Genomic DNA, 15,854 nt, shown 5'->3' on the forward strand with positions numbered 1-15,854 from the left:
GGGATCTCTATCTTAAATTCTTGTGTCTCTTCAAGTTTGGGCAAGATAGTGATTGAGATCGATTTTTACAGCAAAGTGTTCCCCACCCTTAAAATACTTTTTGAAGTATGCCGGGATTGATGCAGAGTACACGGTGAGAAATAACCAGCAAAGATCGCCAAGAAAATTTAGTGGATCCTGGCGGTCTTTGCGGTTTTACTAAGCGACAATTTCTCTGTTCAACATCAGCTTTAAGATTTTTTTCGCCGCTTCGGGAATGACGGTTCCCGGCCCAAATACTGCAGCTACTCCATTATCATAAAGATATTGGTAATCTTGGTTTGGAATCACACCACCAACTATGACCATGATATCATCACGACCATATTTTTTAAGTTCTGCAAGAACATTTGGTACAAGTGTTTTATGGCCGGCTGCCAGGCTGGATACTCCCAGGATATGCACGTCATTTTCTACAGCTTGTTTGGCGGCTTCCTCTGGAGTTTGGAACAGCGGACCAATGTCCACATCAAAACCCAGATCGGCGAAGCTGGTGGATATGACTTTAGCACCGCGGTCGTGGCCGTCTTGTCCCATTTTGGCAACCATGATTCGCGGTCGCCGTCCTTCTTGTTCTTCAAACTGGTCGGCCAGTTTTCGGGCTTCATCAAATGCTTTATCTTTTTTCATTTCAGATGAATATACTCCGGAGATTGATTTAATGGTTGCCTGGTACCGTCCGAATTCTTTTTCCATCGCCATAGAGATTTCTCCGAGCGAGGCACGTTTTCGGGCAGCATCAACAGCAAGTTCAAGAAGATTGCCATTACCGGTTTTAGAAGATTCAGCAATAGCTTCTAACGCTTGTTGAACGTCATCCTCGTTTCTTTCAGCCCGTAATTTTCGGAGCCGTTCGATCTGAGAATTCCGAACTTTTTCGTTATCCACTTCCAGAATATCAATCGGTTCTTCTTTTTGCAACCGATATTTATTCACGCCAACAATCGTCTCTTTACCACTGTCGATTCGGGCCTGTTTTCTGGCGGATGCTTCTTCAATCCGCATCTTCGGAATTCCGGTTTGAATTGCTTTTGCCATTCCGCCAAGCTTTTCAACCTCTTCAATTAACTCAAGAGCGCGCCGTGCAAGCTGATCGGTTAAATACTCCACATAATAGGAGCCGGCCCAGGGATCAATGGATTTGGTGATTCCGGTTTCTTCCTGTAAAACAAGCTGTGTATTTCTGGCGATTCGGGCTGAGAAATCCGTTGGCAGCGCAATTGCTTCATCCAACGCATTGGTATGGAGGGATTGGGTGTGCCCGAGTGCGGCCGCCATCGCCTCGATGGCGGTTCTGGCCACATTGTTAAACGGATCCTGCTCGGTTAAACTATAACCGGAAGTTTGGCTGTGCGTTCGCAGTGAAAGCGACTTCGGATTTTTCGGGTTGAACTGTTTCATCAGTTTTGCCCAAAGCAATCGGCCGGCGCGCATTTTTGCGATTTCCATAAAATGGTTCATTCCAATAGCCCAGAAGAACGAAATACGCGGTGCAAAGTCATCAATGCTTAAACCGGCTTTGATGCCGCGCCGCACGTATTCCAGGCCATCCGCCAGTGTATAAGCCAATTCAATATCGGCCGTGGCTCCGGCCTCCTGCATGTGATAACCGCTCACACTAATGGAGTTGAAGCGAGGCATTTTTTGGGATGTATATTCAAAAATATCTCCAATAATTCGCATAGACGGTTCCGGCGGATAGATGTACGTATTCCGCACCATGAACTCTTTCAGGATATCATTCTGAATGGTACCACTCAGTTTTTCGGTCGGCACACCCTGTTCTTCGGCCGCAACGATATAAAATGCCATGATTGGAATCACGGCTCCATTCATCGTCATGGAAACCGACATCTCATCCAGCGGAATCTGGTCAAACAGGATTTTCATATCCAGAATAGAATCGATGGCCACACCGGCTTTACCTACATCGCCGGTTACACGCGGGTGATCGGAATCATATCCACGATGAGTGGCCAAATCAAACGCAACGGAAAGGCCTTTTTGGCCGGCAGCCAAATTTCTTCGATAAAAAGCGTTGGACTCCTCAGCCGTTGAAAATCCGGCGTACTGACGAATCGTCCACGGACGCATGGTGTACATCGTGGAGTATGGTCCGCGCAAATAAGGCGGAATGCCGGCGGCGAAATCCAAATGCTGAATCGATTCAATATCATCTGCAGTGAACCGATGTTTTACCGGGATGTGTTCCGGTGTTTCCCAAGCCTTCTGTTTCGTAGTTGAAGTACTCTCCTGTGTTCCGTTCGGTTTATACGGGATTTTTGAAAAATCAGGTCGTCTCATGTTTTTCCTCCATTTCAAACAGGTTGTTTTGGATATCCAGCAGCATGGCTGGGATGTTCATGCCTTTATAAATAAAGATATCCATACCTGCTTTGCGGTATTTCTCTTCGTTGTCGCCCGGATGCCCGGCCAGGATACAAATTCCTTTTTTGGAAAATGCATTGCAGAATGGTTCAATCAGCTCTTCATACTCTTTGTCTGAACTACAGAGTACAAAGATGTCTGCATTTCCGGTTTCAATTTTTTCAGCGGCTTCATCAACCGAATCATAACCATTGGGGTGGTCCATTTTAAAACCGCCACAGCCCAGGGTGTTGTGCGAGAAGGTGGCACGGGCGTTTCGCCATCTTACATCGCCAACAGGAACCAGGTGAACCACAGGCTCAATTCCGGTTTCTTTAGTGAGTGATTTTGTTCGGAGCCGGATTTCACCAAAGACAGACCCAAGGTTTGTCTCCTCAACCGTTTGATAAAGAACTTTTTTCGGTTTCAGCATCGTTTGGATTACATCGCCAACTGTGGCTCCTTTTTTGAAGGATTTTTGCAATGCCTTGATGAGGCTTCCGTTTGTTTGTTTAAACTCAAAATCGGTCAGTTCAAGCGAGTCTGCAAATGACGGCGGATTCAACGTCACCGGCAGATCTTCTTCTGCATTCGCATAGTAATTGGTTCCAACCAGAACTTTTTTTCCTCGATTTACAGCATCTTCGCGTTCTTTTTTAGATCGGTTGATCACTTCCTGGATGGATCCGTTTTTAAGACTCTGTATCAAGCCGCCTTCTTTCTCAATGGTTTGAAAATACTCCCACGCTTCTTTGGCGATGGAGGAAGTCAGGTTTTCGATGTAGTACGAACCGGCAGATGGATCAGCCACTTTACCAAGATGAGATTCATCCCTCAAAATGTATTGCACATTTCGGGCAATGCGTCTGGAGAAATCGCCGGGGGTAGATTCGAGAACATCATAAGGATGAACCATCAGTTGATCCACACCTCCCAAAACAGCCGACATCGATTCGGTAATGGTTCGAATCAGATTATTATGCCGATCGGTAAGGGTCTTGTTTATTTTTGATGTTTCTGCAATCACCGTTAGTTGCGGCAGATTCTCAAATCCATATGCCTTTATCAATTGATCCCAAAGTATTCGAACAGCCCGGAATTTGGCAATTTCGGGGAAATAAAGCGGTCCGGCAGCGAGGCGTACAAAAATAGCATTCGCCGCGTTTTGCCTGTTTTCCTTGTCAATCAATGACAAGAATTCGCTGACCGTTGCAAGAGCCAGTCCCAACTCCTGTACAATGGTTGCGCCAGAGCGGTGATAAAAAAGTCCGTCGGCACAAAGTGTTTTATAATTTTTCTGAGCAGCGAGTTCGTTTACAATCCCTTTCAGTTTCTTTTTGCCAAGTGGCATACGTCCGCGTTCGGCGACATATGTAAATGGATCGAAAATAAACTTGGGATTTGTAAACTCATTCGGATGATTTTTCAACATTGCTACAAGTGCGGGAGTAGTCATTCCCGAGTCAAATGTAAATTCAACGCTGTCCACATCAAATCCATCTACAAGCTGATCAAGATCAACCTCTTTTTGGATTTGTGTTCCGTGCATATCTCCACCGAGATTTCCCGATTTCCAGGACGATTTCGATTGAATAAAGAAAGCCCCACAACCCTTGTGGATTGCTTTTTTAATAAATTTGTTTGCCTCTTCAGGAGATGTTTCATAAATGGGAGCACAGCATGTCCATCCGGTTTTGCTGAGGATGGTGTCTTTAGCATTATGCTCCAGGTTTTGCAGGTCTTCTCTCATGTAGAAAGGAGCAGTAGTGAAACCTTCGCGGGAGTCCCAAAATAATCTGGCCTTATAGTCGGCCCCTTTCAGATCTTTTGTGATCTGTTCTTCCCACTCGATTTTACGTACAGGCTCAAAATCCCACAACCTCTTTTTTTGTCCGTTTTTATTGGTTGTCATGGTATTTCTGTCTTAAATGAACCTTATTATTAAAAATAATCAGACCCGGCTTTATTCCCTAACAAATTGAGTGATTCATTTGGGTAAAAGCGCTTTCAAATACATATATTTTAGAGATAATTCTCAATTAAAGTTGACGTGCCAATCATTCCCAAAACAATTCTGCATAAGATGCCTTTTTGAAGAATTCTTATGTTGAAGGGATTGTTAAAAAATGGTTCAGATATTAAATAACGCAAGTTCGATAGAAATTCATTGAGCATTGTCGATGCGAAGGATTTCATTACTTTATTCTTTTTTAAATCGAACTTATGTTAAATAGAAAGGCAGGATTTCGGATTTAAAATGTAAAGAGATTATGACGGAGAATAGAACAACTTCAAATCCATTGACACAACTAACCGAAGACGAGCAGATGCTGAAAGATGCGGCTGCGGAATTTGCGGATACGGTGATTCATCCAAAAGTTCAGGAGATGGATGAGAAAGCAAAGCTCGATCCCGAACTTATCCGGCTCTTTTTTGAAATGGGATTTATGGGAATAGAAATTCCTGAGAAGTACGAAGGTGGTGGCGGTACATTTTTTATGAGTATTGTAGCCATCGAGCAAATTTCCAGGGTAGACGCCTCCGTTGGCGTTTTTATGGATGTACAAAATACACTGGTAAACAATGCCATTCTGAGATGGGGCTCGGATGAAATCAAAGAACGTTTTTTGCCACAATTAGCCACCGAAAAAGTAGGGGCGTACTGCCTTTCGGAAGCGGGTTCGGGCAGTGATGCTTTCGCGCTGAAATGCTCTGCAAAAGAAGACGGCGATTCATACATCCTGAACGGCACCAAGCTTTGGATTACCAATGCCAATGAAGCCGATATTTTCCTGGTATTCGCGAATATCAATCCGGAGGTGGGATACAAAGGAATTACCTGTTTTATTGTTGAAAGGGGAATGGCCGGATTTTCCATATCAAAAAAAGAGGATAAACTTGGAATTCGGGCCAGCTCAACTTGCGGACTGACATTTGAAGACGTGAGAGTTCCGAAAGAAAATATTCTCGGGGAAGTTGGAAAAGGATACAAAGTGGCTATCGAAACCCTGAATGAGGGACGAATTGGAATTGGGGCACAAATGATTGGAATTGCCCAGGCTGCATACGATGCGGCGATCAGTTATACCAAAGAACGTCAACAGTTTGGGCAATCCATTTCTGAATTCCAGGGCGTTCAGTTTCAGCTTGCAAAGATGGCAACCGAATTGGAGATGGCCCGCCTGCTGGTATATAACGCTGCAAGGCTCAAAGAAGCAGGAAAACCTTTTCTGAAAGAGGCGGCCATGGCAAAATATTACAGTTCCGAAGTGGCAGAGAAAGTCAGTTCTATGGCTATAGATCTTTATGGCGGCTATGGATATGTGAGGGAATATCCCGTGGAAAAATATTACAGAGATTCGAAAATCGGGAAGATCTACGAAGGTACGTCGAATATGCAACTTCAGACGATATCCAAAATTATTTTGAAGGAATGAATTTTTTTGGAATGATTTGCAATCATATCGATGTTCGTAACATGTTTACGTTTCAATATGCCTTATTAAGATGGGAAAACGGGCTTTTACGATACGTTTCAAGGCATTTTTAAGTATAAAAACCACAACCAAGACAATGAGAAATTTTCAGGAATTTTTGAAATCAAACAGTAAAGACGAAGAATCGTACAAAAAACTCATCGAATTTGTACAGGGCCTCGTTGAGGAGAGAGATAACGCAAAAGAACAACTGGATTTATTAGAGAGTGCGGTTCGCAGTGATTACGATTCGGTTTTGATTACCACTCTCGAACTTGATAAACCCGGTCCTAAAATTGTATATGTGAATGACGGTTTTACCCGAATGACCGGTTACACAAAAGAAGAAGTGATTGGCAAAACCCCGCGAATTCTTCAGGGGCCAAAAACCGATCGTAAAGTTTTAGATACGCTTAAGAAGCGTCTCAGGGAAGGGCAATCATTTTTTGGCCACACCGTGAATTACCGAAAAGACGGGACAGAATTTATTATTCAATGGGACATCCATCCGCTTACGAACGAAGAGGGAGAAGTTACACATTGGGTGTCGTATCAGCATGATATTACCGAGCGTAAACGGTCGGAAAGAAAAGTGATGGACTCTCAGATAGAGTTCGACAGCCTTGACGAGGAGTCGAAGAAGACACTGATTGATATTGATGAGCAGGGCAATATTATCACATCCAACAAAGCCTTCCGGGATCTGATTGGGTATGACGACGAAGAACTTAAAAAGAGTAAAATCTGGGATCTTTTGGCGGATGAGCAGGTCGAAACTTTCAAGCATAAATTTGACCAATTTAAGCCGAGTGATTTTGAAGGGGCTGTGTATGAACTGAATATCGTAAATAAGAAAGGCAATTCTGTGGAGGTTCAGGTAAGAACACGCCTTCTCGAAATTGATGACCAGAAAGTGGTACGGACTTCATTCGAGAATAAATCACTCCAGAAGCGAATTATGGCCATGTTGAATAAACGGAATGAATCGTATCGAAAAATGTATGATTCAACAAAAGATTTCCGATACAAACTGGTACAGACCAGTGGTGGCGATTTTGTTTTTGATTATGTATCGGACTCTTTTATAAAGATTACCGGCGTTTCTGCCAAGCAGGCCGAAGGTACACCGATTGGTGATTTTGTTCACAAAGATGATATTGAAAAAGTGGAAGCACATCTTAAAAACATTCTGCAGGGAAAGCCGAATACAGAGCAATACCGCATCAAGAGAAAAGATGGCAGCTATTCAGAAGTGATTGATTATGCCAAACCGGTTTGGGACGTTGAGAATGCGAATGTTGAAGCCGTGAAGGGATCAATCTCTACTCAGATTTCTTCGGCAAAAAAAACGACTAAAAACTGATCTTTTTCGTTAACGGTTCGAAACCTGTCGAAAGAATTCTTACTTTAAGGCATGACTATACAAGAAAAACAGGATCGGATTGTAAGACAATTTGAATTATTGGGTGATTGGCCCGAGCGATACAAGTACATCATCAAGCTTGGGCAAAAGCTCGACCCACTGGATGACAAGCATAAAGTGGAGGAAAATCTTGTGCGGGGATGTCAGTCCCAGGTATGGCTTGTTACCGAGCTGGATCATGATAAGATAATTTTTAAAGCCGACAGCGATGCAGCCATTACCAAAGGCTTGGTGGCGATGCTTGTGAATTTCTATTCCGGCGAAACTCCGGATGCGATTCTTCAAACGGACCCTGAATTTATCGAAAAGATCGGTATGCAGCAGCATCTTTCGCCAACTCGTTCAAACGGTTTGGCTTCGATGGTAAAGCAGATGAAGATCTATGCGATGGCTTATAAAAGCAAGATTAGTCAATCTGTACAGTAATTCACTTTGAATTTGTGTAAACTCTACACGTTTCAATTTGTTAATATTAAGGTGAAAGGGGCTTCCCAAACAAAAATCAGATAAGTTCCATTATGAATAAAAAAGTTATACAAACAGTAGCATTCGTTGCCTTTATCGGGGTGGCTATCACGGCACTTTATTATGGTGGCGTTTTCGGTAATTCCAATGGCCAGTCTGAGGCGAGTAATGCTCAGCGCGTAGCTCAAAAAGTAGAAATTCTGAAGTATAGTGATTACCAGTGTCCGGCATGCAAGGCGTATGTTCCTATTGAGAATCAACTGAAAGCCGAGTATGGTGATATGGTTGAATTGGAGTATCGTTATTTCCCACTTCAGGGACATCAGTTTTCCGATCTTGCAGCACGTTCAGCTGAAGCAGCTAATCAACAAGGTAAGTTCCAGGAGATGCACAATCTGATTTTTCAATACCAAGAGCAATGGTCGCAAGGCGGGGCAGAGGAATACTTTTTTGATTTTGCCGAGCAGATTGGCCTCGATATGGAACAATTTGAAGAAGATCTCGAATCGGATGAAGTGGCTGAGACAGTGAATAGGCAGCGCCAGGAAGGAATACGGCGAACGGTCAACTCTACGCCTACATATTTCCTGAACGGACAGAAATTGCGGCAGAATCCACGTTCGTACGACCAGTTCAAAGCAATTGTAGAACTGTATATGTACCGGTCGGAAGGCTAATATTTATTGAATATCGAACAAGGAATGTTGAATTCAGAAATGGTTCATCATTCATAATTCTTTATACTCAATCCGAAGCTCTGCTTCGGATTGTCTTTTTTAGAGACATAATCTCCTCTATATGATTTACGAATTTCTAAAAAAATCTCCCCAATTTGATGATTCTGTTTTTGTGGCTCCAAGTGCCGATATCATCGGGGATGTGACTATTGGCCGCGAAAGTTCCATCTGGTTTAATGTTACCATTCGGGGGGATGTTAACTGGATTGAGATTGGAGAAAAAAGCAATGTTCAGGATAACACCTGCATTCACGTCACAAATCAAACCGGCCCTACAAAATTGGGCGATTTGGTTACCATTGGCCATAATGCGATGATTCACGCCTGTACCATTCATGATCGGGTTTTGGTTGGAATTCAGTCTACTATTCTGGATGATGTGATTGTGGAATCGGATGTGATGATTGCGGCCGGAAGCCTTGTGCCGCCCGGCAAGCGGTTAGAATCCGGCTTTTTATATATGGGAACGCCGGCAAGGAAAGCAAGAGAACTTACGGATGAGGAACTCAGGCACATCGTTAAAAATGCTGAGAATTACGTGAAGTACCAGCGAACCTATCGGCAGGTGGACAAGTACGACGAAAATCCTTTCTATAAAGCCAAAGGCTAATTTTAATTATAGATTTTGAATGTTGAATTAGGAATCGTCATTGCGATAATATTGCAGAAACTTGTAAAGTAAATTGTGCTTTGCATTAGTCGTACAGACACTTCATTGCACATTCAATATTCAACACTCAACATTCTTCATTCAAAATTCCAAAGTGTCCGGAATTTACATTCACATACCGTTTTGCAAACAAGCTTGTAGCTATTGTGATTTTTATTTTTTGACCCGCGGCGAACTCCGACAGCCTTTTGTTGATGCGCTTGTCTCGGAAATTCAGTCTTACAAGGACTCCAAATTTGCCAAAGAATCCGTTCAAACGATTTATTTGGGCGGCGGCACTCCATCACTCCTGAATGAAAAACAACTGGAGAGTATTTTTGAATCGCTTCACGAAGTATTTCTGGTTGATCCTGTTGAAGTAACAATGGAACTCAATCCGGATGATGTGACTCCGGAGTATCTCTCCATGATCCGGGATTTGGGAGTGAACCGTGCCAGTATGGGGGTTCAGTCTTTTGATAAAAAAATACTGGAATTTATGCACCGGGCACACAATCCCGGGGAAGCCATTCATGCCCTGGAAGCTCTTCAGAAAACAGGTTTCCCGTCATTTACGGCTGATTTGATTTACGGAAATCCGGGACAATCGGCGGCAAAACTGAAGCGTGATATTGATCAACTGCTATCTTTTGATCCCCCGCATATTTCTGCTTATTCATTAACCATTGAACCAAAAACTCGGCTGGGCAAACAAGTTGAACTTGGACGGATCAACCCGCCGGATGATGATCGTGTTTCGGAGCATTTCGACCTGGTGCGAAGTGAACTCCAAAAAGCGGGACTTGAGCAATATGAAGTCAGTAACTTTGCAAAGCCGGGGAAGGAAGCGGTTCATAACAGTAATTACTGGAATCATGAAAATTATATAGGACTGGGCCCATCCGCTCATTCTTTTTGGCGGGATAAAGAAGGCGCAAAACGATGGCTGAATCAGGCGAATCTGAAAAACTATTTGAATAATCCGTCGGGAAGTTATCGTGAAGAGGAAGAAAATTTATCCCCAAAAACACTTGGTGAAGAAAGAATTATGCTGGGACTGCGAACCAAATGGGGAGTATCAGAGAAGAATTTAGAAGAAATGTATGACTATCGCTTTTCTGATAAGCAACGAAAATGGATCGAAAAGCAGATCAAAAAAAGTTTTTTTGAACGAGAAAATGATGTCTTCAGAATGACGGCCGAAGGGTTAAAAATTTCCGATCATTTGGTTGTTGATTTACTTGCTTTGGGTGAATAAAAGTTGATTTCAATCGAATCAATTTATTGCCGGACTTGAATACTATTAAAATTTTTTAAATATATAAGGGATTCCGCTGCACCAAAGAATCAAAAGAGAAGTGAGAGAATCCCAACCCCAAACAAGTTTCCTTAGCCATGACTCCACCCAACGACCAAGCCATTTCGCAACCGCAAAAAGAATTCTTTGACGATGCATCTTTTAGAACGCTGTACGGAGGAGTGGTGGTAACCTGGGTAGCAACCAGTGCCATTTCCGATGTCTGGGGCGATATAGATCTGAAAGTCCTGGGGTTTACAATTGCCATCCTTGTAGCACTAATCGGTTTTTTTCTGAGTGATCAAAGAACTTTAAAAAAACTGGTGATAGCACCTTTTAACGGGCTCCTGATTTATTTGACCATTATGGGCGGTACTTCTTTTCTTCCCGCTGATATTGATGATCGTGATCCCGCAACGGCAACCGATACAACCCAAACGGCAATCGTTGAGGATGTCGAAACGGAATCTGGAAGCAGATCCGCATTTCTTAAAGCGTGGAATCCGAATGCGAACCTTGTACAGGAAGCGACCCAGTTAAAACAAGAAAATACAAAGCTCCAGGTTGAGACGAGAGAGCTGGCCGAAGTAAATCAGGTTTATGAACAGAAACTGGATTCCACTCGTCAGGTCATTCAAACCATTCAACTATCACCGGCGGTCAGAGAAAGTTTACTGAGAAATCTGGACGTAAACAGAAACGCCACACTGATGAGGCCTGCCTTCAATCAGTAACTATTTAATAAGAACCATTTTTTTGGTTGAGACGGTTTGATCTGTAATAATCCTGTAAAAATACACGCCGGATGCAAGATCAGACGCGTCGAACTGAATGGTGTGGAATCCGCGATTTAAACGGTCGTCGATCAGCGTAGAAATTTGTCTGCCGATCCGGTCATACACTTCTACTTTCACTCGTTTGGCTTCACTCAAAGAAAACCGGATGTTTGTAACCGGGTTAAATGGATTTGGATAATTTTGGGTAATAGTATCCTCATCCGGAATAGTCGATGTAACCGTAAGATTATACGTTCCGCTACTGTCTCTGTGGGTATTTACAACTGCAATTCGAATATCCGTGAGATTGTCCCAGCTCCACGTCGTTTGAAGGGCCTGGGATTTTGAATTGGGATTTGCGATAAACTGGGTATCAATTTCCCCATTCCTGAAAAACCCAATCACACCTAAACCAACACCGTTTACGGTAGCATCGAGGAGAAAAGTGGGTTGTCCGGGAATAATGTTGGACGGTATCACGTGAATGTAGTTTGCCGCTTTTGCAAGAATCAGTTGATTGGTGAGACTGTCTGGCGGCTGAAAAAGTGTTTCTATAAATCTTGAGGAGGGATAATTTTCTTTTTCCTGGAAACCAAATTTGGGGATCATGAAATCAGGTCCGGCCGTCATATGCCAGAGGTGATTATTAATATGTTCCTGAGGGAATGTTTGATTATTTGCAATTAAAACCCGCTCTATGGCATCTAAATAGGAGATGAAATCTTCGTTGTCCTGTTTATTCAAATAATCGGCCCGAATCTCTTTCCAAACATCAACCCAAAACTGCATGCCATACGATTCGGCAAAATAAAGTGCCCAGGTTATATGATTATAAGAACCGGGAATGGGGCTATTGGGACTGCCAAATATGGATGAGCTGTGGGGAGAGTTTTGATCCCAGTCATCATCCGCGCTATTAAAGTTCATGATGTAATTGTAGTAGTCATTTACATCGTCAAAAACCACTTCCTCCATTAATGTAGCATCCATCTCAATCCATACAGCGTTTCCGGAATCTCCCTTCCAACGGTTGTTTGTGTATTGAATAGCGTGTTTCACTTCATGAGCAATCGTTGCATAAAGAGCCCCGGTTTGATCTCCTTCGGGATGTGTATTTCCCGGGAAACCTCCGAAATCATTATGGATGTTAATAGTTGTGGTTGAACCGGAAGCCCGTGTGGTGCCATAAAATTGAAAATTTTGGAAGTAAATCACATACGGTTCGTCCTTAAGAAAATCCATAAAACCGAGTTCGAGCACTTCATAACGGTAGGAAGAATCAGCCGCAAATGCAGCTTTTTCAATATAATCGGGGACGCCGCTGTTATCCAGATCCTCAAGCGGCACTGCATCCAGTCCGGTGGTTTCGTAATAAAGAATAAAATTTCCTGAAGGAGAAGTATGACTACGGGTTTCGGCGGAGGTTTCAACAGAAAGAAGAGTTTCAATTTCTGAAACCGTGGCCGGATTCATTTGATCTTTCATTTGCTCGTACTCTGCAAGAACAGGCGTCAAACATTTAATAAGTTGATCGGAAGATGTACGAAAGCGCGTATCCAGCCGTTCGGGTTTAAAACCGGCATAAATGGATTGAAGCAGTGCCTCTTCTTTTGAAATATTACCGATGGCAACTTCTTTTTGTATAGCTGAAAGTACCGGGTGGTGAGCGGTGGGAAGTATGGGATCGATATGATTTTGTGCAAATAAATTTGGTCCTCCAAGCGCAAAAGCCAAACATAAAAAAGTCAATAAAATCTGCCGGATGCGGTTGATCATGAATCCCGTTCAGAGAGGGTTTAAAAATTATTTGAAATCGTCGTAAATTATGAATTCGTGACAGGTTTAACGAATTCTATTTATAAATCGTCTGAATATACAATATGAAATACGAAGTAATACTTTACTATAATTTTAGTCCGATTGCTGATCCCGAAATATTTTGTGGAGATCATAAAAAAGAATTAAAGAGACTTGGTCTGAAAGGGCGCGTATATATCGGCAAAGAGGGAATTAACGGAACTCTTGGCGGAACTCCCGAGCAAATTGAAAATTACCGGCAATATTTGCGGAAGATCGAGGGATTCGAGAATACCGAATTTAAAACCGACCAACATGATGAGATTCCTTTCGCAAAACTGATTTGTAAAGTTCGCGATGAATTGGTGGCCATTCACATGGATGGTCTGAATCCTCAGAATGGAGGAAATTACCTTGAGCCGGAAGAGTGGCGAAACGTAATGGAAAACGAAGACGATTTTGTAATAATTGACGTTCGGAATAATTACGAATCAAAAGTAGGTCATTTTGAAGGGGCTATGACCCCGGATGTGGACAATTTTTATGATTTCCCGCAATGGCTGGATGAAGCCGAAAAAAAGATCCCCAAAGACAAGAAAGTATTGATGTACTGCACGGGCGGAATTCGTTGCGAAAAATTCTCTGTTTTGATGAAGCAGAAAGGCTGGGATGATGTCAATCAGCTTCACGGCGGAATTCTGCGGTATGCCAAAGAAGAGGGTGGCGAACATTTTAAAGGCAAATGTTTTGTGTTTGATGACCGGTTAGTCGTTCCGGTGAACAAAGGAGATTTGCAACCCATTGCCCGTTGCGAAATTACCGGCAAGCCTGCTGACAGCTATATCAACTGCGCCAATATGGAATGCAATAAGTTGTTTGTATGCTCGGAAGAGGGCGCCAAAATCATGGATGGCTGTTGTAGCGAAGAGTGCAAACAAAGTGAATACAAACGTCCCTTTGATGCAGAAAATGCCTTCCGTCCATTCCGCAAATGGTATAATTATTTTGATGATGAGTTTAAAGAGCGGGAATTGCAGAAGGAGTAGTTTTTAATTGAATAAAAGTGGATGAATGACAAAAAAGAGTATAGTTTTCCAGAGTTATCTCAAATAAAGAAAGAGTTAAGTTCGAATGTTTATGATTTGTTTTTTAGATGTTTTTTGACGGCTAAATTCGATTTTATCTACGATCAGTTTGAGATTGACTTGTTCTCCAAAAATCCTTTTAAGGATATTAGATTTAACTTTCCCTATAAAATTTCTATTGAAACTTTTAAAGAAGTCTTAGATGATTATTTAAGAATTAAAAAAAGATTCCTCTTTCTAAAAATTTCAGATACTTATCCTATTCATTTAGTTCCACTTGAGAAACTCTCACCGCCACAAAAAACCTTTAAAAACAAAATAAGATCTATCTATATTTATAATTCATTAGGTGGAGACGATTTTTACTATTGGTTAAGAGGAGCGAAGCCAGATTTTTATGAGAATAAAAAAGAAATATCTCAGTCAATTTTAAATGGTTTTAGGAATGCCAAACAAATATATAATAATTTGCTTGCTCAGAATTTTGAGTTCACTTACACAGGAGTTCTGACAAACCCTGTAAGTGATTTTTCAAAAAAGAATCACAATAAGAATTTTCATCTGAATGACATTTTAGAATTAAAGAATTATTCTCTTGAGCCAGTAATCTTTTTTGGAGGGGGGTTTGGGCGATCATTTTAGCTTTGAAATGTATATACCTGAATAATCTTTAAATCGTTCAATCAATCTTTTCCATAATAAAAAAAGCCTCAACCCGGAAACCGGATTGAGGCATAAGTGCAAGTAGTGAAGAGCCTTATGTCTTCGTTTATTTGCGGTTTATTTATCTTCCATCAGTTTTTTGAATTCGTCCAAAGTGGAACGAACTGCTTTTTCTGATGAAGTTAAAAGATCCTGTTCTTCATCGTTTAAATCAACCTCAATGATTTCCTTGATTCCGCCATGTCCCAACTTCACAGGCACGCCAAGAAAGAGATCGTTGATTCCATACTCACCATTTAAACGCACAGCGCACGGAAATATTCGATTTTGATCGAGCATAATGGCTTCAACCATTTGTGCGGCTGCAGCTCCGGGAGCATACCAGGCTGATGTTCCCATCAGGCCGACAATTTCACCGCCGCCTTTTTTGGTGCGATCTACAATAGCATCGAGTTTCTCTTTATCAATGAGTTGGGTAACGGGAATTCCGGCTACTGTGGTGTATCGGGGTAGCGGAACCATTGTATCACCATGGCCGCCCATGAGCAATGCCTGAATATCTTTCGGGGAGATGTCTAACTCCTGGGCAATGAATGCACGATATCGCGCCGTATCAAGAATACCTGCCATTCCCATCACTTTGGTAGAAGGCAGTCCGCTGGTTTCGTGTGCAACATAAGCCATCACATCAAGCGGATTGGATACCACAATGATAATGGTATCTGGTGAGTATTTAACCAACTCTTTGGTTACGCTTTCAACAATATTGCTATTGATTTCCAACAGGTCGTCCCGGCTCATGCCGGGTTTTCTTGGAATACCGGCGGTAATCACACAGACGTCAGAATCTTTCGTGTCTTCATAATCAACGGTTCCGGTTAACCGGGTATCAAAACCGGAAATGGGAGCAGTTTCCCACTGGTCGAGCGCTCGTCCCTTGGATGGATAGAAGGTTTTTTCTCCATCTTTTCTTTCGATATCAACCATTACAACTTCTTTCGCAAAATCGCGTTCGGCAATAGCAAATGCCACCGTTGAGCCTACATTTCCTCCGGCTCCTACAACAGTTACTTTCATGAT

General features: G+C 42.3%; 13 protein-coding genes. 9 read left to right on the plus strand and 4 right to left on the minus strand.

Features of this window, described 5'->3' with window-relative positions:
• Positions 1 to 198: 198 nt before the first annotated feature.
• Positions 199 to 2,343, minus strand: coding sequence for a methylmalonyl-CoA mutase (scpA, locus tag L0B18_RS04905; RefSeq protein WP_234568522.1), 2,145 nt, complete (start codon positions 2,341 to 2,343; stop codon positions 199 to 201).
• The gene (locus tag L0B18_RS04910; RefSeq protein WP_234568524.1) at positions 2,330 to 4,318 is read right to left on the minus strand and encodes a methylmalonyl-CoA mutase family protein; all 1,989 of its coding nucleotides are present in this window, start codon (positions 4,316 to 4,318) and stop codon (positions 2,330 to 2,332) included. The genes scpA and L0B18_RS04910 overlap by 14 nt, the downstream gene beginning before the upstream one ends.
• 358 nt (positions 4,319 to 4,676) lie before the next feature.
• Here L0B18_RS04910 and L0B18_RS04915 point away from each other — a divergent pair, with 358 nt between their 5' ends.
• The 7 genes from L0B18_RS04915 (at position 4,677) to L0B18_RS04945 (ending at position 11,187) form a co-directional block, all read left to right on the plus strand.
• Positions 4,677 to 5,843, plus strand: a complete 1,167-nt coding sequence (locus L0B18_RS04915) for an acyl-CoA dehydrogenase (protein WP_234568526.1) — start codon at positions 4,677 to 4,679, stop codon at positions 5,841 to 5,843.
• A gap of 136 nt (positions 5,844 to 5,979) precedes the next feature.
• Positions 5,980 to 7,245, plus strand: coding sequence for a PAS domain-containing protein (locus tag L0B18_RS04920; protein WP_234568537.1), 1,266 nt, complete (start codon positions 5,980 to 5,982; stop codon positions 7,243 to 7,245).
• A gap of 51 nt (positions 7,246 to 7,296) precedes the next feature.
• Positions 7,297 to 7,731 carry a SufE family protein gene (locus tag L0B18_RS04925; RefSeq protein WP_234568547.1) on the plus strand — a complete coding sequence of 145 codons (435 nt, stop codon included), beginning with the start codon at positions 7,297 to 7,299 and terminating at the stop codon, positions 7,729 to 7,731.
• 92 nt (positions 7,732 to 7,823) lie between these two features.
• Positions 7,824 to 8,447: a DsbA family protein gene (locus L0B18_RS04930; protein WP_234568549.1), complete on the plus strand. Its 624-nt coding sequence runs from the start codon at positions 7,824 to 7,826 to the stop codon at positions 8,445 to 8,447.
• A 121-nt stretch (positions 8,448 to 8,568) separates the two neighbouring features.
• Positions 8,569 to 9,117: a gamma carbonic anhydrase family protein gene (locus L0B18_RS04935; RefSeq protein WP_234568551.1), complete on the plus strand. Its 549-nt coding sequence runs from the start codon at positions 8,569 to 8,571 to the stop codon at positions 9,115 to 9,117.
• A gap of 154 nt (positions 9,118 to 9,271) precedes the next feature.
• Complete coding sequence (gene hemW / locus L0B18_RS04940) at positions 9,272 to 10,414, plus strand: radical SAM family heme chaperone HemW (RefSeq protein WP_370647499.1); 1,143 nt, start codon at positions 9,272 to 9,274, stop codon at positions 10,412 to 10,414.
• Positions 10,415 to 10,551: 137 nt separating this feature from the next.
• Positions 10,552 to 11,187, plus strand: coding sequence for a hypothetical protein (locus L0B18_RS04945; RefSeq protein ID WP_234568572.1), 636 nt, complete (start codon positions 10,552 to 10,554; stop codon positions 11,185 to 11,187).
• On the opposite strand, the gene L0B18_RS04950 is transcribed toward L0B18_RS04945, so the two are convergent.
• Positions 11,188 to 13,005: a T9SS type A sorting domain-containing protein gene (locus tag L0B18_RS04950; RefSeq protein WP_234568574.1), complete on the minus strand. Its 1,818-nt coding sequence runs from the start codon at positions 13,003 to 13,005 to the stop codon at positions 11,188 to 11,190. It abuts the gene before it with no gap.
• A gap of 104 nt (positions 13,006 to 13,109) precedes the next feature.
• Between L0B18_RS04950 and trhO the strand changes: the two genes are divergently transcribed.
• Together trhO and L0B18_RS04960 are read left to right on the plus strand one after the other, a co-directional pair.
• Positions 13,110 to 14,072: an oxygen-dependent tRNA uridine(34) hydroxylase TrhO gene (gene trhO / locus L0B18_RS04955; RefSeq protein ID WP_234568577.1), complete on the plus strand. Its 963-nt coding sequence runs from the start codon at positions 13,110 to 13,112 to the stop codon at positions 14,070 to 14,072.
• A 21-nt stretch (positions 14,073 to 14,093) separates the two neighbouring features.
• Positions 14,094 to 14,753: a hypothetical protein gene (locus L0B18_RS04960; RefSeq protein ID WP_234568578.1), complete on the plus strand. Its 660-nt coding sequence runs from the start codon at positions 14,094 to 14,096 to the stop codon at positions 14,751 to 14,753.
• A gap of 138 nt (positions 14,754 to 14,891) precedes the next feature.
• Here L0B18_RS04960 and mdh read toward each other — a convergent pair whose 3' ends face one another.
• Positions 14,892 to 15,851 (minus strand): malate dehydrogenase, encoded by a 960-nt coding sequence (gene mdh / locus L0B18_RS04965; RefSeq protein ID WP_234568580.1) that lies wholly within the window; start codon positions 15,849 to 15,851, stop codon positions 14,892 to 14,894.
• Positions 15,852 to 15,854: the final 3 nt, after the last annotated feature.

Origin of the sequence: Rhodohalobacter sp. 614A, from assembly GCF_021462415.1 — a bacterium.
Lineage (GTDB): Bacteria > Bacteroidota > Rhodothermia > Balneolales > Balneolaceae > Rhodohalobacter.

Coding starts and splice junctions, on each gene's coding strand:
- mdh (WP_234568580.1), bottom strand. CDS start 15,851: ATGAAAGTAACTGTTGTAGGAGCCGGAGGAAATGTAGGCTCAACGGTG.
- L0B18_RS04925 (WP_234568547.1), top strand. CDS start 7,297: ATGACTATACAAGAAAAACAGGATCGGATTGTAAGACAATTTGAATTA.
- trhO (WP_234568577.1), top strand. CDS start 13,110: ATGAAATACGAAGTAATACTTTACTATAATTTTAGTCCGATTGCTGAT.
- L0B18_RS04945 (WP_234568572.1), top strand. CDS start 10,552: ATGACTCCACCCAACGACCAAGCCATTTCGCAACCGCAAAAAGAATTC.
- L0B18_RS04930 (WP_234568549.1), top strand. CDS start 7,824: ATGAATAAAAAAGTTATACAAACAGTAGCATTCGTTGCCTTTATCGGG.
- L0B18_RS04935 (WP_234568551.1), top strand. CDS start 8,569: ATGATTTACGAATTTCTAAAAAAATCTCCCCAATTTGATGATTCTGTT.
- L0B18_RS04910 (WP_234568524.1), bottom strand. CDS start 4,318: ATGACAACCAATAAAAACGGACAAAAAAAGAGGTTGTGGGATTTTGAG.
- L0B18_RS04960 (WP_234568578.1), top strand. CDS start 14,094: ATGAATGACAAAAAAGAGTATAGTTTTCCAGAGTTATCTCAAATAAAG.
- scpA (WP_234568522.1), bottom strand. CDS start 2,343: ATGAGACGACCTGATTTTTCAAAAATCCCGTATAAACCGAACGGAACA.
- L0B18_RS04920 (WP_234568537.1), top strand. CDS start 5,980: ATGAGAAATTTTCAGGAATTTTTGAAATCAAACAGTAAAGACGAAGAA.
- L0B18_RS04950 (WP_234568574.1), bottom strand. CDS start 13,005: ATGATCAACCGCATCCGGCAGATTTTATTGACTTTTTTATGTTTGGCT.
- L0B18_RS04915 (WP_234568526.1), top strand. CDS start 4,677: ATGACGGAGAATAGAACAACTTCAAATCCATTGACACAACTAACCGAA.